Here is an 18,980-nt window from a genome sequence, read left to right as displayed (position 1 = left end):
TGCAGCCCCCTGCACTTGCGATGGATGAACTTTAAAAACGGACGCGCGCTTCAGGAGCGTCGGCAACATTTGTTAATGCTGCCGGCAACGATTGTTATCAACGCAGAAATGGTTGTTAATGATTCGACGCGTCCGTGCCACGGATGCGTGATTTTTTCGGGATGCAGAGCATGAACTCCGCCCCCTGCTCCGTGCAGTTCAGCGCGCGGATCGTGCCGCCATGCGCCACCACCACCGCCTTGACGAAGGCCATCGCGAGGTTGCTGCCTTCCACGCGTGTGCGTTCGCCGCTGCTGCGGCGGAACTTCTCGAACATCAGGTCGATGTCCGACACCGCGATGCCCGGTCCTTCGTCGCGCACGGACACCTGCCAGTGGCGGCCATCCTCGGCGGATTGCACATCGCAGGTGATGCTGGTGTTGTCGGGCGAGACGCGCACCGCGCTCTCCATCAGGTTGCGCAGTGCACGCGTCATCAGGCCGCGGTCCACCTCCGCCATGGCCGGTGCTGGTTCGTCCGCCAGCACGATGCGGATGCCACGGCTCTCGGCCTTCTTCCACAACAGATCGGCCGCTTCCGCCAGCAGCAGGTTGAGGTCTTCGGGCTCGGCGCGGTGGTTGCCAAGTTCGGCGCTGGCCAGTTGCACATAGTCTTCCGACAGGTCCATGCCGGTGCGCGCGTAGCGTTTGATGCGCGCGAGCAGTTCGTTCACATCCTGCGTTTTCGACGCGCCCAGCTCATGCAGTTCGATCAGGCTGAGCACGGACGACAAGGGCGAGCGCATGTCGTGGGACATGAAGGTCAGCGCGTCATCGCGCTGGCGCCTTGCAGAGACGCCGCTGTGGTCGTCCACCACGCTGATCACCCAGCCCGCTTCGGTGCCATCGGGCCCGGTGCGCGGAATCACACGCACCAGGTGATGTCGTCCGTCGTGGTCGGTGATTTCCAGCGTGCGGCGCTCGCGCGGCCGGTCACGGAAATGTTCGGCCACCTGCAGCTGCGCGGGCGCGGGCAGCAATGCGGCCGAGAGTGTCTGCAGGCTCACGCTGGGCAAAGCGCCTGCAGCCGCAAAGGCAGTGCGGGCGGCAGCATTCATCATCAGCACGCGGCCGCGCTCGTCGGCAATGAACGTCAGGTCCGGCACGGCGTCCAGGCTGTCCTGCAGCAGCGCCTGCGTCACTTTCAGTTGCCGGATGACTTCCTGCACGCGGCCCACGGGTCGGCCGATGATGTCGTCGTTGCCACTGTCCACTGCGTCGACGTCGGGCGGCAACACGGAGATCGGCACGTCGCGCATTTCGCGGGACAGCTTGCGCAGGGCCACGATCACGCGCAGCACCATCCACACCGGAAAGGCGAGCAACAAGGCGAACAGGCCGGCCACGGGGTAGATCTGCACGCCCGCGATCAACGGCAGCCAGGCCGTCACGAGAAGGAAGAGGCCCGCGATCGAGAACACAGTGACGAGCGCCAGTCCGGTCGGCAGGAATCCCAGGGCCAGCGCCGCTGCAAACGCCGGCAGCATGTTGACGACGGCATTCAGTCCCGGACGCGCTTCCTGGATGAAATGCTGGTCCAGCAGCGCCTGCAGCACGGCCGCGATGAGGTCGGTCTCCGGCAACAGCGCCGGCGCGGCAGGAGGCGTCGAAAATGCGTTGCCCACACCCGGTGCCGTCGCGCCGACGAGCACGTAACGGTTGCGCAACTGCTCTGCCGGAACCTTGCCGGTGATGACGTCCACGAACGAAACCCGCTGCACCCGCTCACGGGGGAAAGGCACGAGCATGCGGTCGCTGTTGGTCCAGTTGCTTCCCCGCAGTTCGTCGGGCAGCAGTCGCGACCGGTCGGCCACGACGGCCGCGTCGCCGCTGCCCACGCGGTACATGGCCAGTGCCATGTGCTCCCAGGGCCGCTCGAGCGGCCCTGCGCGCAAGGCCACCATGCGGGCCATGCCGTCGGCGTCGAGCTGCGTATGGATGTGGCCGATCGCCTCGGCATGCCCTGACAACACTTTCGAAGGCAGCACGGCGATGGGTTGGCGCCCCGTGACACCGTTCACCGCCACGGGCAGCACCACGTTGCCTGCGCGCTTGACGGCCTCGGCCAGGACATGTTCGTCCGACTGGACCGAGAGATACCGGCGGCCCCATGGGGACGAGATACCGATGACGCGCGGCCTTGCGTCGGCCAGCGTGTGCAGCAGGCGCGCATACGCCTGGTGACCCCACGGCAGCGGGCCGAGGGCGCGGAGGCTCACATCGTCGATGGCCACGACGACGATGTCCTGGCGGCGCTCCTGCACATCGAACCGGCGCAACGCATCCGCGACCAGGTGATCCGGCTGGCCCACACCACCCAGCGCGCCCAGCCCGCCCGCCACCGCCAGCAGGACGGCGGTGAACGCCAGCCAGCGTTTCCTGAACTTGCGGAAGTCGGGTCGCGCCACGGCCGCCTCGCGCTGCTACTCCGAACCGAGCGTCACCGGCTCGAGCCGGTAACCCTGGCTGTAGACGGACACCAGCTGGTAGCCGAACTCACCGCGCAGCCGCAGCTTGGTGCGCAGGCGCGACATGTGGACGTCCACCGTGCGGAAGTCGGTGTCGGCCTGGCTGCGCCAGACCTCGTCGCGCAACTGCTGGCGCGACACCAGGCGGCCGGCCTTGCGGAACATGAAGAGCGCGAGCGCGAACTCTTTCTGCTTGAGGTCGACGCGCTCGCCATTCATTTCGGCCAGGTTGGCGCCGGCGTCGAATTTGTATTCGCCGAAGGTTTCGACGCCCCCCGTCTGCGGATAGCCCCGCCGCAGCATGGCGCGCAGCCGGGCGATGAGCTCGGCCACGCGGACGGGCTTGATCATGTAGTCGTCGGCCCCTGCGTTCAGCCCCTCGATGATGTCCGACTCCTGCGAGCGCTGGGTGACGAAGAGGATGGGAAAGGTAGCCCCCTGCTGCATGCGCACCCATTTCACGATGGTGATGCCGGTGGTGTCCGGCAGCTCCCAGTCAAGCACCATCATGTCGAAAGTGTCCCGGGCCAGCGCCCGCATCAGGGCCTGACCGTTGTTGAACGCATGGGGGTCGTGCCCCAATGCCTTCACCGTGTGCTGGAGCAGATCCAGCTGCGCCGGGTCGTCGTCAAGGATTGCGATTCGCAAACTACCCCCTCTGTTACTACCGTGAAAATTCATTCTAGATACTTTGTATTTAGTCGTTACAGAGGTTTCCCTCTATTGCGATGGGCGCGCGAATTTGTGCGACCTTTGTCACGGTTTTGCCTTCGTGTCGCGCGCGGGGCAGCGGTCGACGGAGCCGTTACACTGACCGCTCCCCCACACACAGCCTCTGGATCTAAACCATGAACCGCTGCACTGCCTTGCCGGCAAACCCGCTGGCAGCCCTTGCCCTGACCCTCGCCACGGGGCTGCTGGCCGTCCTGGCCACCCTGCCCGTCTCCAGTGCCCATGCGCAGGCCACCGCCGCGACACCGGCAGTGCGCCAATTCCCGGCCAATGCGCTGCGCGGCACACTCGTCGTCGTGGCACCCCCCGAAATCCGCATCGACAGCAAGGCCGAGCGCCTGTCGCCCGGCTCCCGCATCCGCGGCATGGACGGCATGCTGGTCATGTCCGGCGCGATCGTCGGGCGAAGCCTTGTCGTGAACTACACGCGCGAGTCGAACGGGATGGTCCACGACGTGTGGATCCTCACCGACGCCGAAATTGCCGAAAAGCGCCCGCACGCCACACCGCCGCGCAATTTCATCTTCGGCTCCGAAGGCGATGCGCCCGCGCGCGACGACGGCCGCACGCCCTACAACCAGTTGCCCGGCTACGGCACGACAACGCGTTGAAGGGCGGGTCATCATGACCAGGAAGGTATTCATCAAGACATTCGGCTGCCAGATGAACGAGTACGACTCGGACAAGATGGCCGACGTACTGGGCGCTGCCCAGGGTTACGAGCCCACGCAGGACGTGGAAGAGGCCGACCTGATCCTCTTCAACACCTGCTCGGTGCGCGAGAAAGCGCAGGAGAAGGTGTTCTCCGACCTCGGGCGCGTGAAGCACCTGAAGGCGCGGGGGGTGAAGATCGGCGTGGGCGGCTGTGTGGCCAGCCAGGAAGGCGCGGCCATCATCGCGCGTGCGCCTTTCGTGGACGTGGTGTTCGGCCCGCAGACGCTGCACCGCCTGCCCGAGATGCTGGAAGCGCGCGACCGGCAGGACCGCCCGCAGGTGGACATCAGCTTCCCCGAGATCGAGAAGTTCGACCACCTGCCGCCCGCGCGGGTGGAAGGCGCCACTGCGTTCGTGTCCATCATGGAAGGCTGCTCCAAGTACTGCAGCTACTGCGTCGTGCCCTACACGCGTGGCGAGGAAGTGAGCCGGCCGTTCGACGACGTGCTGGTGGAGATCGCCGGGCTGGCCGACCAGGGCGTGCGCGAAGTGACCTTGCTCGGCCAGAACGTCAACGCCTACCGTGGCACGATGGGCGGCACGGCGGACATCGCCGACTTCGCGATGCTCATCGAATATGTTGCGGACATCCCCGGCATCGAGCGCATCCGCTACACGACCAGTCATCCCAATGAATTCACCCAGCGCCTGGTGGACGTGTATGCACGCGTGCCACAGCTGGTGAGCCACCTGCACCTGCCGGTGCAGCACGGCAGCGACCGCATTCTCATGGCGATGAAGCGCGGCTACACCGCCATGGAATACAAGAGCACCATCCGCAAGCTGCGCGCGGTGCGGCCGGAACTGTCGCTGAGTTCGGACTTCATCGTCGGCTTCCCCGGCGAGACGGATGACGACTTCGCGAAGATGATGAAGCTCATCCACGACGTGGGGTTCGACGCGAGCTTCTCGTTCATCTTCAGCCCGCGGCCTGGCACGCCCGCCGCCAACCTGCACGACGACACGCCCCATGCGGTGAAGCTCGCGCGCCTGCAGCAACTGCAGGCCGCCGTGGACGCGAACGTGCGGCGCATCAGCGCTGCGCGCGTGGGCACGGTGCAGCGCGTGCTGGTGGAAGGGCCTTCGCGCAAGGACGCGTCCGAACTGATGGGCCGCACTGCCTGCAACCGCGTGGTCAACTTCCCGGGTGGACCGCACGCGGCGCGGCTGGTGGGCCGGATGGTCGATGTGCACATCACGCGCGCGCTTACCAACACGCTGCGCGGCGAAGTGAAGGTCGGCGAACCCGCGCTGGCCTGAGCCGGCGTCGCCACGAGCGCCGATGAAGCTGTACCGCGTGTCCTTCCGGCAGTGGCTGCTGGTTGCCTTCATGCTGATCGCGGCGCTGCTGGGCACGGCCTCGCTGCGCGCGCTGTTCACGCTGGAGGAACTGATGGCACAAAGCCGCGACAGCGCGACACGCGCCGTGGATTTGTCCACCGCCGCGCAGTCGCTCACCGAACGCAGCCTCGCCATGGAACGCGCGTCGCGCCAGTCGCTGGTATTGAACGACGCGCAGTTGCGCCGCCGGTTCGACGACGCGGCGCGTGATGCACGCGGCATCATCGGGCGACTGGTGGACAACGACCTGCCGCCCGATCTGGCCCGCACGTGGAACGGGCACTTGGACACCATTGCCGGCCTGCTCGGCGGGCCTGCAGAAACCGCACTCGACCGCGAACGCACGGTGGCGCTCGAGTTCCGTGAGCTCGATGTGCTGAACGCGAGCGTGGCGCAGCAGGTGCAGCAGGGCATCGCCAAGCGCAACCGTGCGCTGCTGGGCCGGCTCGATGCCAGCCGCAGGCAACTGGCCCAGCAGGTGATGCTGTCGATCGCGCTCGCTGTCGCGCTGGCACTCGGCTTCGGCATCTGGCTGGCACGGCCGTTCAAGCGGCTGGAGAAAGCCATCGTCGGGCTCGGCGAGAACCAGCTGGACGTGCCCATCGACATTTCGGGGCCGTCCGATGTGCGGCGTGTGAGCCAGCAGCTCGACTGGCTGCGCCTGCGGCTGATGGAGCTGGACGCCGACAAGGCGCGCTTCCTGCGCCACATCTCGCACGAACTCAAGACCCCGCTGGCCGCCATGCGTGAAGGCGTGGCACTGCTGCAGGACGGCGTGGCCGGCGAGCTCAACACCAGCCAGCGCGAGGTTGCCCAGATCCTGAACGTGAACACGACGGTACTCCAGGGCCAGATCGAGGCGCTGCTGCGCTTCAACGCTGCCGCGTTCGAGGCCCGCCAGCTGCGCCGCCAGCGCACCGATCTGACAGTGCTGCTCGAGCAGCAGGTGGATTCACAGCGGTTGCAGTGGCAGGCGCGCAACCTCAAGGTGCGCGTGGAAGGCGAACCCCTGGACGCGCTGGTGGACCCGGAAAAGGTCGGTACGGCCGTGGCGAACCTGCTGTCCAACGCCATCCGCTTCTCGCCGCCCGATGGCACGGTGCGTCTGCTGGTTTCGCGCGTGTCCGGCAATGCCCGCATCGACATCACCGACCAGGGCCCCGGCATCGCGCGCACCGACCGCGAGCGCATCTTCGAACCTTTCTATCGCGGCGAACGCCAGCCGCAGGACATGGTCCGGGGCACCGGTATTGGCCTGTCCATCGTGCAGGAGTACATTGCGGCACACGGTGGCCGCATCGAACTCGTGCCCGCGAACGAAGGCGCCCATTTCCGTATCGAATTACCCCATGCCCTCTGAATTGCAGCGCGCCGATCCGCGCAAGTCATCCATCCTGCCCGCCGGTGTGGCGGTGCTGGCCCTGTGCGCCGTGGTCGCCGGCTGCGCCACACCTCCGCCCCCGGCACCGCCGCCGGTGATCCCTGTAGCGCCGCCGCCTCCTCCACCGGCCCCGCCGCCGCCGCCGCCCCCCGCTCCAGCCCCCGTGGTGAAGACCGAACCGGGCGTGGAAGCCCTGGTGCTGGCGTATTCGGAACGGGTGCGCACGATGGCCGCCGCCGAGCTCGCCATGGAGATCACACGCCAGACCGAGGCCGGCGATGTGCCGCAAGCCCAAGTGCAACTCGCCCTTGCATTGCTTCAGACACACCTGCCGGCCGACACGGCGCGCTCGCTGGGCCTGCTCCAGAAAGTCGTCGCCACGGACACACCGCAAGCCCGTCCGCTGCACCCGCTCGCGCGGCTGCTGGCAGCGCGCGCTTTCGAACAACGACGTCTGGAAGACCAGATCGATCGCCAGAACCAGCAGTTGCGCGACAACCAGCGGCGCATCGACCAGCTCAACGAACGGCTCGAAGCCGTGCGCGCCATCGAGCGCAGCCTGACCGCACCGAGGCCGGGTGGCCCCGGTGCGCCGCCCCCGGCCGCAGCGCCGTCCAACGGCAATCGCCCGCCTGCACCATGAAGACCGCGTCGTCCACCGCACAGCAACCCCGCCTGCTCGTCGTGGACGACGATGCGGACATGCTTCGCCTGCTCTCGATGCGGCTCACCGCCGCGGGTTATCGCGTCAGCGCGGTGGGCTCCGCGGAAGCGGCGCTCGCACAACTCGACATGGAGCGGCCACAGCTCGTGCTGTCGGACGTCCGCTTGCCCGGCCGCGACGGGCTCGCACTGTTCGACGAGATCCGCGCTCGCCACCCTTCGCTGCCGGTCATCCTGCTCACCGCGCACGGCACCATTCCCGATGCGGTGGAAGCCACCGCGCGCGGTGTATTCACCTATCTCACCAAACCCTTCGACGGCAAGGAACTGCTGGACAAGATCGCACAAGCGCTCGCGCTGCATGCGCCTGCCATCGCGCCCGCACACACCGACGAAGCCTGGCGTGCCGACATCGTGAGCCGCTCTAACCGCATGGCCGAGGTGCTGGCCGAAGCGCACATGGTGGCGCGCTCCGACGCGAGCGTGCTGCTGCGTGGCGACAGCGGCGCCGGCAAGGAACTGCTGGCGCGTGCCATCCACCGTGCGAGCTCACGTGCGGCCAGGCCTTTCGTCGCGGTGAACTGCGGCGCGATTCCTGAAGCACTGCTCGAATCCGAGCTCTTCGGCCACATGAAAGGCGCGTTCACCGACGCAGTGAGCAATCACAAAGGCCTGTTCCAGACGGCCGATGGCGGCACGCTGCTGCTCGACGAGATCGGGGACATGCCGCCTGCGCTGCAGGTCAAGCTGCTGCGCGTTTTGCAGGAGCGCGCGGTGCGTCCGCTGGGCTCCAGCCAGTCCATCCAGGTGGATGTGCGCATCATCTCCGCCACGCACCGCGACCTGGAAGCCGCCATGGCCGCCGGCCAGTTCCGCGAAGACCTTTATTACCGGCTCAACGTCGTCACGTTGACGCTGCCGACGCTGGGCGAACGGCGCGAAGACATTCCGCTGCTGGCGCAGCATTTCCTCACGCGCCTGGCAGGCAAGTACGGCAAGCGGCTTTCCGGCTTTGCGCCAGAAGCGCTCAAGGCCTTGACCACGGCGGCGTGGCCCGGCAATGTGCGCCAGCTCTACAACGTGGTGGAGCAGGTCTGCGCGCTGTCCAGCACACCCCTGATTTCGCTGGCGCTGGTGCAGCGCGCCCTGCGCGTCCCGTCGGTGGAAGTCCTGAGCTATGCCGATGCCAAGCAGCGTTTCGAGCGCGACTACCTCGTCGGCCTGCTCAAGATCACCGACGGCAACGTGGCCGATGCAGCACGTCTCGCCGACCGCAACCGGACGGAGTTCTACCGTCTGCTGCAGAAGCACGAGCTGACCCCCGGTCACTTCAAGAACGAACCTGTCGCCGACACCCGACAGGAATAAGTCATTGATTTTGTTGAGCTTTTAGAACGCCCGGAATTGCCTTGTCGCTGAACAGCGACAGATTTCGGGGGTTTTGCCCCCTGCCAGGCCTCTGATACAGCCACTTACAGCAGAAATCACACTCAAGTCCTTGATCGAAAAGGACTTTTTCTGACTGGCACAGGGTTTGCCCTATAGAGCGGCAATGAATGCCGTTCTCGTCCTCGTCAACAGCCTCTCCTGGCGCCATGCAGCCGGTGCGCTGCTGGCCGCCCTGACGCTGTCCGGCAGCGCGGTCGCGCAATCCCCCTCTCAAACGACGGTTGCGACACCCGAAACCGCTGTGCCTGCCAGGCGTCCGGCGGCAGCGCCGGTGTTCGGTTTCGACAACGTCGCGGGCATCGCCCGCAAGCGCGCGGCACAGCCGTGGAAGGCAATCAGCGACAAGCCCGGCAGCAACCTGCCGCCCGAACTGCGCGACATCACCTACGACCAGCATCGCGACATCCGCTTCAAGCCCGATCAGGCCCTGTGGCGCGATGCGTCCCTGCCTTTCGAGACCATGTTCTTCCACCTCGGCCTCTACCAGACCGAGCCGGTGCTGATCAACGAGATCACCCCGGAAGGTGTGAAGCACATCGCCTATGACCGCTCGCGTTTCGACTACGGCAGGAACACCTTCAATCCCGACAACTGGGGTGATCTGGGCTTCGCTGGTTTCCGCGCGCACTTTCCGCTGAATTCGCCGGACTACAAGGACGAGCTGGTGGTCTTCCTGGGCGCGAGCTACTTCCGCGCACTCGGCGCCGGGCAGGGGTACGGTCTGTCGGCACGCGGGCTCGCCATCGACACCGTGGGCGGCAGCAGCGAGGAATTCCCGCGCTTCTCCGAGTTCTGGCTGCAACGCCCGGCGGCCGACGATAAGAACCTCACCATCTTCGCGCTGCTCGAATCGCCACGCGCCACTGGCGCTTACCGCTTCGACATCACGCCCGGCAAGCAGACGACGACGAAGGTCACCGCCCGCGTCTACCTGCGCGCAGGCACCACGGCGCCTGCGATGCTGGGCATCGCGCCGCTGACCAGCATGTTCTTCTTCGGCGAGAACCAGCCCAACCTGGACGACTTCCGCCCCGAAGTGCACGACTCCGACGGCCTGATGGTGGCCACGGGCGAAGGCGAATGGCTGTGGCGACCGCTGCAGAACCCCAAAGAGAAAACGGTCACCTCGTTCGCCACCACGAATCCGCGCGGCTTCGGCCTGATGCAGCGGGACCGCAAGTTCGTGAACTACGAAGACTCCGAAGCCCGCTACGAACGCCGGCCGAGTGCCTGGGTGAAACCGCTGGGCGACTGGGGCCCGGGCCGCGTCGAACTGGTGATGCTCAGCACGCCGGACGAGACGCACGACAACATCGTCGCCTACTGGGTGCCTGCGAAGCTGCCCGCTGCCGGCGCGCCGCTGGACTTCTCCTACGAACTGCACTGGCAAGGCGATGCACCGCAGCAACCGCCCAACGGCCACGTGGTGCAGACGCGCCGCGGGATCGGCTTCAACCGGCTGAGCGCCGAAGAGCTGCGCACGCAGACGCAATACGTCATCGATTTCGCCGGCCCATCCCTGCAGGACTTGCCCGCCAACGCCCCGGTCCGCGCCGTGGCTTCCACCGACGCGAACGGTCGCGTCACCGAATCTCTGGTCTACCGCAATGCCGCCACCGGCGCATGGCGCATGACCCTGCGCGTGCAGCGCATCGACCCGGCCCGGCCGGTCGAACTGCGCGCCTTCCTCCAACACGTCAACGACATCGTGAGCGAAACATGGACCAACATCATTCTTCCCGAGTAACGCCTGAAACGCTCGCACAGCGCCACCCGAATGCGGTGACCGCACCGCCCATCAACCGTGGCTCCATGATGCCGCTGCCCTGGCGCGGCTTCTGGAACAGCATCGGCACGGCCATCCTCATGGCTGCCAACCGCATCGCTAGCCCCGTGCGCAGCGAGCCCCGCCAGACGCCGCCCGCCGGATGGGAGCTCGCTGCCAAGCGTCGCCGCATGGCATTCGCGGTGCTCACCCTGCTCAGCACCATCGTCGCCAGTTCGCTGTTTGCGAACGTGCAACCCAACTACGACAACGCATTCCTCGAATGGGGCCAGATCGCGTTGTTCGGCCTGCTGTCCGCCTGGGTGGTCAGCGGCTTCGTCACCGCGCTGATGGGCTTCTGGGTGATGGTGCGCGGGGATGCGCACACGCTGTCGGCCAGGCAGGTGCAGGGCCACACGCTGAACGCCGATGCGCGCACCGCGATCATCATGCCGATCTGCAACGAGGACGTCGCCACGGTGTTCGCCGGCCTGCGTGCCACCTGCGAATCGGTTGCTGCCACGGGTCACTCGAAGACCTTCGACGTGTTCGTGCTGTCCGACAGCTACGACCCCGAAATCGCTGCCGCCGAACGCGCCGCCTGGGAAGACCTGCGCGCCGCGCTGGCCGCCAACGCCAACCAGCCGCAGGTCGAGGTGTACTACCGCCTGCGCACGCGCCGCACGCACCGCAAGGCCGGCAATGTGGCCGACTTCTGCCGACGCTGGGGCAAGGACTACAAGTACATGGTGGTGCTCGATGCCGACTCCGTGATGAGCGGCGACTGCATCGTCTCCATGGCCAAGCTGATGGAAGCCAATCCGACGGCTGGCATCATCCAGACCGCGACGCAGGCCATCGGCCACGTGACGCTGCATGCACGCGCGCAGCAGTTCGCCTCGCGCGTGACGGGCCGACTGTTCACGCTGGGGATGCAGTTCTGGCAACTGGGCGAATCGCACTACTGGGGCCACAACGCGATCATCCGCGTCGAGCCCTTCATGAAGCATTGCGCGCTGGCGCCCATCAAGGGCACGGGCGGTCTGGCAGGCGGCATCATGTCGCACGACTTCGTCGAAGCCGCGCTGATGCGCCGTGCCGGTTATCACGTGTGGCTGGTGTCCGATCTGGTCGGCAGCTACGAACAGCAACCGCCCGACCTGCTGGCCGAACTGCAGCGTGACCGCCGCTGGTGCCAGGGCAATCTGCAGAACTCCCGCCTGATGGCCGAGCCGGGCATCCACACGGTCCATCGCAGCATGTTCGTGACCGGTGCCATGGCCTATTTGTCGGCCCCGCTGTGGCTCGCCTTCCTCACGCTGGGCACGGCGCTGTGGTTGTCCGGTGCGCGCATCGTGGCCGACTGGCACATCGTGCCGAGCGAACTGATCGGCCTGTGGGCCTGGACGCTGTGCATGCTGTTCCTGCCGCGCCTGCTCGGCATTGCCGCAGTCCTGATGCGTCGTGAGCAGCGCCTCTTCGGTGGTGTGGGCAGCCTGCTCAAGAGCGCCGTCCTCGAAGCCGCGCTCGCGTTGCTGCAGGCGCCCATCCGCATGCTGGCGCACTCGCTGTTCGTCGTGGTCGCGCTCACCGGCATCAAGCTGGACTGGAAGTCGCCGCCGCGTGAAGCCGCTGCCGTGCCGTGGACCCACGCACTCCGCCAACTGGCGCCGATGACGCTGGTCATTGCGCTGCTGGCCGTGGGCATCGCCGTCATCGATGCAAGTGCGCTGATGTGGTTGCTGCCTGTGGGCCTGCCGCTGTTGCTGGCCGTTCCGCTGACAGTGCTGACCAGCCAGATCGAGCTGGGCACCATGCTGCGTCAGAACCGCTGGCTTCTCATTCCTGAAGAAGCCTGGTCGCCCGCCGTACTACGTCGCGCCTGGCTGCATGCGAGCCAGCTGGCTCGCCCGGCAGCACGGTCGTTGCGTATTGCGGCGTGATTGTGGAGCGCAAACAAAAAAAGGCCGTCTCCCGACGGCCTTTTTTGTGGGCAGTTGCCAACTAGAACTTCGGCATGCCCGGCATGCCTTTCATGCCGCCCATCTTCTTCATCATCTTCATGAGGCCGCCGCCCTTCATCTTCTTCATCATGCCCTGCATCTGCTCGAACTCGTTGAGCAGGCGGTTCACTTCCTGAACCTGCACGCCGGCACCGGCGGCAATGCGGCGTTTGCGCGTGGCCTTGAGCAGTTCGGGCTTGCGGCGCTCCAGCGGCGTCATGCTGTTGATGATGCCTTCCTTGCGGCGGATGTCGCGTTCGGCGCGCGTGAGGTCCGCCTCGCTGGCCTTGGCGGCCATCTGCGCGGGCAGCTTGTCCATGAGGCTGGACAGGCCACCCATCTGCTTCATCTGCTGGATCTGCGCGAGGAAGTCGTTCAGGTCGAAGCCCGAGCCGCTCTTGACCTTGGCGGCCAGCTTCTGCGCGGCCTCCATGTCCACGCCGGCCGTGACCTGTTCGACCAGCGCGACGATGTCGCCCATGCCGAGCACGCGGCCCGCATGGCGATCGGCGTCGAACACTTCGAGGCCGTCGATCTTCTCGCTCGTCCCTGCGAACTTGATCGGTACACCGGTGATCTGCCGCACCGACAGCGCCGCGCCGCCGCGCGAGTCGCCATCGGTCTTGGTGAGGATGATGCCGGTCAACGGCAGCGCGTCCTTGAACGCCTTGGCGGTGTTGGCCGCGTCCTGGCCCTGCATGGCGTCGACGACGAACAGCGTTTCCACCGGGTTGATGGCGGCATGCAGATCGCGGATTTCCTTCATCAGCGCTTCGTCGATGCCCAGACGGCCGGCCGTGTCCACCAGCAGCACGTCGAAGAAGTGACGGCGCGCATGGTCGAGCGCCGCCTTCGCGATGTCGACCGGCTTCTGGTCCGGCGTGCTGGGGAACCACTCCGCGCCGGCCTGCGCGGTGACGGTCTTGAGCTGCTCGATGGCGGCGGGGCGATAGACGTCGCCAGAAACAGTGAGCACCTTCTTCTTGCGTTTCTCGATGAGATGGCGCGCGAGCTTGGCCGTGGTGGTGGTCTTGCCGGCGCCCTGCAGGCCGGCCATCAGGATGACGGCCGGCGGCTGCGCGGCGAGGTTGATGTCGGCCACGCCCTCGCCCATGGTGGCGGCGAGTTCGCGGTTGACGATGCCCACCAGCGCCTGGCCCGGCTTGAGCGAGCCCAGCACTTCCTGGCCGAACGCCTTTTCCTTGACGCGCGCGATGAAGTCGCGCACGACGGGCAGGGCGACGTCGGCTTCGAGCAAGGCCATGCGCACTTCACGCAGCATGTCCTGCACGTTGTCTTCGGTGATGCGCGCCTGCCCGCTGATCTGCTTGACGATGCGGGAGAATTTTTCGGTAAGGGCCGAGGCCATGGGAAAGCCTGTTTCAAAGCTAAACTGTACGCATGATTCTAGCCAGCACGACCCTCACAAGCCTCTGGCTGGGCTCTGCGGCGGCCGTGGCGTACGCCGTGCCGGCGGCAGCGGCGTCCCAGCTCAGCGAACGCGCGGCGAAGGTTGCCCTGCTGATCGCATGGCTTTTGCATGGCGCGCTGCTGATCCACGGCCTGGCGGCAGAGTCGCCCCGCTTCGGTTTCGCCCCTGCGCTGTCGGTGACCGCCTGGCTGGTGCTCACGGTCTATGCGGTCGAAAGCCAGCTCTTTCCCCAGATGCGCGCGCGATGGGCTCTGGCAGGCCTGGGTGCTGTGGCCGTGCTGCTGGCCTTGCTGTTCCCCGGACAACCGCTCCACGTGGCGGCCTCGCCCTGGCTGCCGATGCACCTGGCGCTGGGCATCGCCTCTTATGGGCTCTTCGGCGCGGCTGTGGTCCATGCATGGCTGATGTCGCGCGCCGAAAAGCAGATCCGGCTGGCCGCCGAGCCGCAGGCCGGGTTGCCCCTTCTCCTGCTTGAACGGCTGACGTTCCGCTTCGTCACAGCGGGCTTCGTGCTGCTGTCCGCCACATTGCTGGCCGGGTGGCTTTTCGGCGAGACGCTTTACGGCGCGGCAGGCAAGTCATGGAAGTGGGACCACAAGACCATCTTCTCCGTGCTGTCCTGGATCACGTTCGCACTGCTTCTGATCGGTCGCTCGCGGTTCGGCTGGCGCGGACGCACCGCCGTCGGCGTTCTCTATGTCGGGACCGCATTGCTGCTGCTGTCCTACGTCGGCTCCCGCTTCGTGCTCGAGGTCGTGCTGGGCCGCCCCACATGAAATTCGTGCTCGTCGCGGCCGTCGTGCTGCTGGCGTTCTGGCTCTGGCGCAATGGCCGGCAAAGTCGCAGCGATGACGAGGAAGCCAGGCCCGCGCAACCCGCCAGCCGACGCGAACCACCCCCACCCCAGGACATGGTCAGTTGCCCTGTCTGCGGATTGCACCTGCCGCGTTCGGACGCAGTCACCGGCAAGCTCGCCCTGTACTGCGGCGAAGAGCATCGCCGGAGCGCCGAGCGCTGAAGGCCGGCATACGGATGGCTTCGACCCCATACGAAACGTCGTGGTTCGGTCCACCCGAAGCGGCGAGTCATCCGGTGGGCGCGGGCTTTGCGCGCCTGTGGCGCGGGTTCATGGGCGTGCGCATCATGACGGGCGTGGTGTTGCTGCTTTTGCAGATCACCCTCTTCGCGCTCGGCCAGCCGGTCATGCCCTGGGTGCTTGCACTGGCCCTCGGCTACCTCCTGGCGACGATTGCGGTGCGCCTCAAAGTCCAACCCTCACTCCCGGTGCGCGCGCTCGACCGCCACTGGCTGGTCACCGTCGGTGTCGACCTGGTGTTCTTCATCATCCTGCAGGCCCAGCAAATCGGCGGCATCAACTACGGGCCGCTCCTTGCACTGCCTGTGCTGCTTGCCTCGGTGCTGGGAACCATGCTGCTGGCGCTCGGCACAGCAGCGCTCGTGGCCATCCTGCTGCTCGCGGACGCATGGTGGTTGACACTGATCTCCACGGCCGACACCACGGGCCGCTTCCTTCAGGCGGCGCTCACCAGCACCGGACTGTTCCTCGTTGCCTTCCTCGCCAACCAGCTGGCGTCGCGGCTGGCCGGTGAAGAACTGCGGTCCGTGCAGAGCCAGCGCGCGGCGCGCATCCAGACGCAGGTGAACGAACTGGTGATCGACAACCTCACCGACGGCGTGATCGTGGTGGACAGGCAAAGCATTGCGCGCGCTGCCAACCCGGCGGCACGGGCCTTGCTCGGAGCACCTGGCGCGACGCTGCCGTTGCCGTTCTCGCTGAGACGCGAAGCGGCATGGCAATCGGTCGCCGACGTCGCGATGCTGACCTTCGAAAGCCGCCTTCCGCAAATCAGCGACGTCGGCATCGACGTGGCAGGCGCAGCGCTGGTCCGCGTGCATGTGCGCACCCGCCTGACAGCCGCGCTGGGTGGTGACAGCGAAAGCCTGTGCGTCATCTTCCTGCAGGACCTGCGCGAAATGGAAGCGCGCGTGCGCACCGAGAAGCTGGCCGCCATGGGCCGCATGTCGGCGGCGGTGGCGCATGAAATCCGCAATCCGCTGGCCGCCATTGCGCAGGCCAACGCCCTGCTGGATGAAGACCTCACCGACCCCGCCCAGCGCAAGCTCACGCAGATGGTTCAGCAGAATGCGCAGCGCCTGTCCCGCATCGTCGAGGAAGTGCTGGACATCGCACGCGTGCAACAGGTGGGCGCGCGAGCCGACGTCCCCACCATCGTGCTGGACGCGGCGGTCTATCCGGCCCTCGAAGACTGGCTGCAACAGACAGGACACGGAAAGCGTCTCCAGCACCGCTTGCGCGCAGAACGGCTGGGCATTGTTTTCGAAGCCGAGCATCTGCGTCGGCTGATGGTCAACCTGCTGGACAATGCCGCGCGCTATGCATCGCAGGAGCCGGACGCCATCATCGTTTCCACGCGCATCGCACCGGATGGCCGCGGGCTGCTGCAGGTGTGGAGCGACGGCGCGCCCCTTGAACAGGCGGTGGAGCGGCATCTGTTCGAGCCGTTCTTCTCGTCGGAAAGCCGCTCCAGCGGACTGGGCCTCTATATATGTCGCGAGCTTTGCGAGCGGCACGGCGCCGTCATCGGCTACGAGCGCACGCAGCGCCTGCGCAATGACACGACGGTGCAAGGCAATGCCTTCACCGTCGCCTTCCAGGCCGCCGGCTGATTTGACACAATAGCCCCGTGAGCACCTCCGCCGCCGTTCCCAACTCTGCAGCGCAAATCCTCGTCGTCGACGACGAGCCCGACCTGCGCACGCTCTACGAACTCACGCTGCTGCGCGAAGGCTATCGTGTCGAGACCGCGTCGTGTCTGGCCGAAGCCTGGGAGCAACTCGGCGACAACCGGTTCGACGCGGTCATCACCGACATGCGGCTTCCCGATGGCCAGGGTCTGGACCTCATCAAGGGCATGCAGTCGCAGCAACGTCCGGAGCGCTGCGTGGTGATGACGGCGTATGGCTCGGCGGAGAACGCCGTCGAAGCACTGAAGGCTGGCGCATTCGACTACCTCACCAAACCCGTGGACCTCAAGCAGTTCCGCGCCGTGGTAGCGTCCGCCGTCCAGGGCGGCAACGTGCTGCCGGTGGCGTCTGCTGCTGCGCCTTTGCGTTCGCATCACACTGCGGCTGCGCCGGCGCAGCCGGTCTCGGGCCAGGCCGCGCAGGCCCTGCAGCGACTCGTCGGCGAGTCGCAGGCCATGCGCACGGTGAAGGCGCGCATCGCCAAGGTGTCCCGCAGCATGGCGCCGGTGCTCGTGCGCGGGGAGTCGGGTACCGGCAAGGAACTGGCCGCGCGGGCCATCCATGCCTGCAGCCATCGCAACGAAGGACCGTTCATCGCGGTGAACTGCGGCGCGATCCCCGAAAACCTGCTCGAAGCGGAATTCTTCGGCGCGCGCAAGGGCTCGTACACCGGTTCGACGCACGACCGCGAGGGCTATTTCCAGGCCGCCCAGGGCGGCACGCTCTTCCTCGACGAAATCGGCGACTTGCCGCTGGTCATGCAGTCCAAGCTGCTGCGGGCCATCCAGGAGCGCCATGTGCGCGCGATCGGCTCGACACAGGAAGAAGCGGTAGACGTGCGCATCATCAGCGCCACGCATCGTGACCTGGCAGGCGATGTACAAACCGGCAGGTTCCGGCAGGATCTGTTCTATCGCCTCAACGTGATCGAGATTGCGCTGCCGCCGCTGCGCGAGCGGCGCGAGGATCTGGCCGCATTGTGTGAATCTTTGCTGGCGCGCATTGCCCAGGAGTCGGGCCTGCCCCTGCCCGTGTTGTCCCGCGATGCGCTGGATCAGCTGGCCGCCCATCCGCTGCAAGGCAACGTGCGCGAGCTTGAAAACCTGTTGCACCGTGCCGTCGCCTTGAGCGATGGCGAAGAGCTGCATCTCGACGCCTTGCCCGGATCGATGCCGGGCCCGGCATCGAATGAATTGCCTTCAACTGCAGCATCCTCCGCCAGACCATCACCCGCGTCAGACGGCATGCCGCAGGACCTTCAGTCGTACATGGACAGCCAGGAGCGTGAGATCCTGGTCAAGGCGCTGCAGGAAACCGGCTTCAACCGTACCGCGGCGGCCGCGCGCCTGGGCCTGAGTCTGCGGCAGATCCGCTATCGCATCGCACGGCTGAACATCGCCGTGCCCGACGGCGACGATGCGCAGGACGCGCCCGACAGCAAATGACCACCGACGCCACCAGCGCGTTGTGGACCGAAGGCTGGTACCGGTTTGCGCGTCATGTGCCCTCACCCAACCATGGGCCCCGGCCCGAAGGCATCGAGATCGACCTGATCGTCGTGCATTCCATCAGCTTGCCGCCCGGCCAGTATGGCGGGCCCGAAGTGATGCAGTTGTTCACCAACACGCTCGACTGGGATGCACATCCGTACTTCGACACCATCCGTGGCATGGAAGTGTCGGCCCACTTCTTCATACGCCGCAACGGTGAGCTCTGGCAGTTCGTGAGCTGTGCGGACCGCGCCTGGCACGCAGGCCGTTCGCACTTCAACGGCCGCGACAACGTGAACGACAACTCGATCGGCATCGAGCTCGAAGGCCTGGAGGGCGGGCTGTTCGAATCCGCGCAATACGAAACGCTGGCGGGCTTGTGCAGCGCACTCAGCCAACACTACCCGGTGACCTATATCGCCGGACATGAGCACGTTGCGCCAGGTCGCAAGCAGGACCCTGGCGAAGGATTCGACTGGCCGTTTCTTCAACGCGCTCTCGGCTGGCCGGTGTCGCGATTTCCGCGCGAAATTTCCAGCGGAATTCGTAACGGTTAAAGACCACGCGGCTTGCGCGCGCATTCACCGTCAGAGCCCGCGCCAGTGCTCGTTGTGGCACTCTGGAGTCAGCGTTGATGCGCCCTGTGGAAGGGTGTCTATCGAGGGTCGGCGCGCACGATCAACCACGCTGCAGCGCGTCAATTCCGGCGAAGGTAAA

At 66.3% G+C, this 18,980-nt stretch carries 15 protein-coding genes; 12 read left to right on the top strand and 3 right to left on the bottom strand.

What is annotated here, in order from left to right; translation table 11 throughout:
* Positions 1-115: 115 nt before the first annotated feature.
* Complete coding sequence (locus tag ACO2Q9_RS13935) at positions 116-2,446, bottom strand: CHASE2 domain-containing protein (protein ID WP_423312361.1); 2,331 nt, start codon at positions 2,444-2,446, stop codon at positions 116-118.
* Between the two features lie 15 nt (positions 2,447-2,461).
* Positions 2,462-3,154 carry a response regulator transcription factor gene (locus ACO2Q9_RS13930; RefSeq protein ID WP_423312359.1) on the bottom strand — a complete coding sequence of 231 codons (693 nt, stop codon included), beginning with the start codon at positions 3,152-3,154 and terminating at the stop codon, positions 2,462-2,464.
* Positions 3,155-3,354: 200 nt separating this feature from the next.
* On the opposite strand from ACO2Q9_RS13930, the gene ACO2Q9_RS13925 reads away from it, so the two are divergent.
* The 7 genes from ACO2Q9_RS13925 (at position 3,355) to mdoH (ending at position 12,494) form a co-directional block, all read left to right on the top strand.
* A complete protein-coding gene (locus tag ACO2Q9_RS13925; RefSeq protein ID WP_423312357.1) occupies positions 3,355-3,849 on the top strand; it encodes a hypothetical protein in 495 nt (164 codons plus the stop codon).
* A gap of 13 nt (positions 3,850-3,862) precedes the next feature.
* Complete coding sequence (gene miaB, locus ACO2Q9_RS13920) at positions 3,863-5,212, top strand: tRNA (N6-isopentenyl adenosine(37)-C2)-methylthiotransferase MiaB (protein ID WP_423312355.1); 1,350 nt, start codon at positions 3,863-3,865, stop codon at positions 5,210-5,212.
* Positions 5,213-5,234: 22 nt separating this feature from the next.
* Positions 5,235-6,653 carry a sensor histidine kinase gene (locus ACO2Q9_RS13915; RefSeq protein ID WP_423312353.1) on the top strand — a complete coding sequence of 473 codons (1,419 nt, stop codon included), beginning with the start codon at positions 5,235-5,237 and terminating at the stop codon, positions 6,651-6,653.
* Positions 6,643-7,317 (top strand): hypothetical protein, encoded by a 675-nt coding sequence (locus ACO2Q9_RS13910; RefSeq protein WP_423312351.1) that lies wholly within the window; start codon positions 6,643-6,645, stop codon positions 7,315-7,317. The genes ACO2Q9_RS13915 and ACO2Q9_RS13910 overlap by 11 nt, the downstream gene beginning before the upstream one ends.
* A complete protein-coding gene (locus ACO2Q9_RS13905) occupies positions 7,314-8,705 on the top strand; it encodes a sigma 54-interacting transcriptional regulator (RefSeq protein ID WP_423312349.1) in 1,392 nt (463 codons plus the stop codon). The genes ACO2Q9_RS13910 and ACO2Q9_RS13905 overlap by 4 nt, the downstream gene beginning before the upstream one ends.
* A 184-nt stretch (positions 8,706-8,889) precedes the next feature.
* On the top strand, positions 8,890-10,533 hold the full coding sequence (locus tag ACO2Q9_RS13900; RefSeq protein ID WP_423312347.1) for a glucan biosynthesis protein G: 1,644 nt from the start codon (positions 8,890-8,892) through the stop codon (positions 10,531-10,533).
* Positions 10,506-12,494 carry a glucans biosynthesis glucosyltransferase MdoH gene (gene mdoH, locus ACO2Q9_RS13895; RefSeq protein WP_423312345.1) on the top strand — a complete coding sequence of 663 codons (1,989 nt, stop codon included), beginning with the start codon at positions 10,506-10,508 and terminating at the stop codon, positions 12,492-12,494. Before ACO2Q9_RS13900 ends, mdoH begins: the two co-directional genes overlap by 28 nt.
* 61 nt (positions 12,495-12,555) lie before the next feature.
* On the opposite strand, the gene ffh is transcribed toward mdoH, so the two are convergent.
* Positions 12,556-13,923, bottom strand: a complete 1,368-nt coding sequence (gene ffh / locus ACO2Q9_RS13890; protein ID WP_423312343.1) for a signal recognition particle protein — start codon at positions 13,921-13,923, stop codon at positions 12,556-12,558.
* Positions 13,924-13,955: 32 nt separating this feature from the next.
* Between ffh and ACO2Q9_RS13885 the strand changes: the two genes are divergently transcribed.
* Genes ACO2Q9_RS13885 through ampD form a run of 5 tightly spaced genes read left to right on the top strand, consistent with a single transcriptional unit; the run spans position 13,956 to position 18,820 of the window.
* Positions 13,956-14,762 carry a cytochrome C assembly family protein gene (locus tag ACO2Q9_RS13885; protein WP_423312341.1) on the top strand — a complete coding sequence of 269 codons (807 nt, stop codon included), beginning with the start codon at positions 13,956-13,958 and terminating at the stop codon, positions 14,760-14,762.
* Positions 14,759-15,004, top strand: coding sequence for a PP0621 family protein (locus tag ACO2Q9_RS13880; protein WP_423312339.1), 246 nt, complete (start codon positions 14,759-14,761; stop codon positions 15,002-15,004). Before ACO2Q9_RS13885 ends, ACO2Q9_RS13880 begins: the two co-directional genes overlap by 4 nt.
* 14 nt (positions 15,005-15,018) lie before the next feature.
* Positions 15,019-16,695 carry a sensor histidine kinase gene (locus ACO2Q9_RS13875; RefSeq protein ID WP_423312337.1) on the top strand — a complete coding sequence of 559 codons (1,677 nt, stop codon included), beginning with the start codon at positions 15,019-15,021 and terminating at the stop codon, positions 16,693-16,695.
* 17 nt (positions 16,696-16,712) lie between these two features.
* Positions 16,713-18,218: a sigma-54-dependent transcriptional regulator gene (locus ACO2Q9_RS13870; RefSeq protein ID WP_423312335.1), complete on the top strand. Its 1,506-nt coding sequence runs from the start codon at positions 16,713-16,715 to the stop codon at positions 18,216-18,218.
* Positions 18,215-18,820, top strand: a complete 606-nt coding sequence (gene ampD, locus ACO2Q9_RS13865; protein WP_423312333.1) for a 1,6-anhydro-N-acetylmuramyl-L-alanine amidase AmpD — start codon at positions 18,215-18,217, stop codon at positions 18,818-18,820. The genes ACO2Q9_RS13870 and ampD overlap by 4 nt, the downstream gene beginning before the upstream one ends.
* The last annotated feature ends 160 nt before the right edge of the window (positions 18,821-18,980 follow it).

The organism is Variovorax sp. VNK109, assembly GCF_049445855.1.
Lineage (GTDB): Bacteria > Pseudomonadota > Gammaproteobacteria > Burkholderiales > Burkholderiaceae_C > JAGOCV01.
This window is presented reverse-complemented; position numbering and strand designations above follow the sequence as displayed.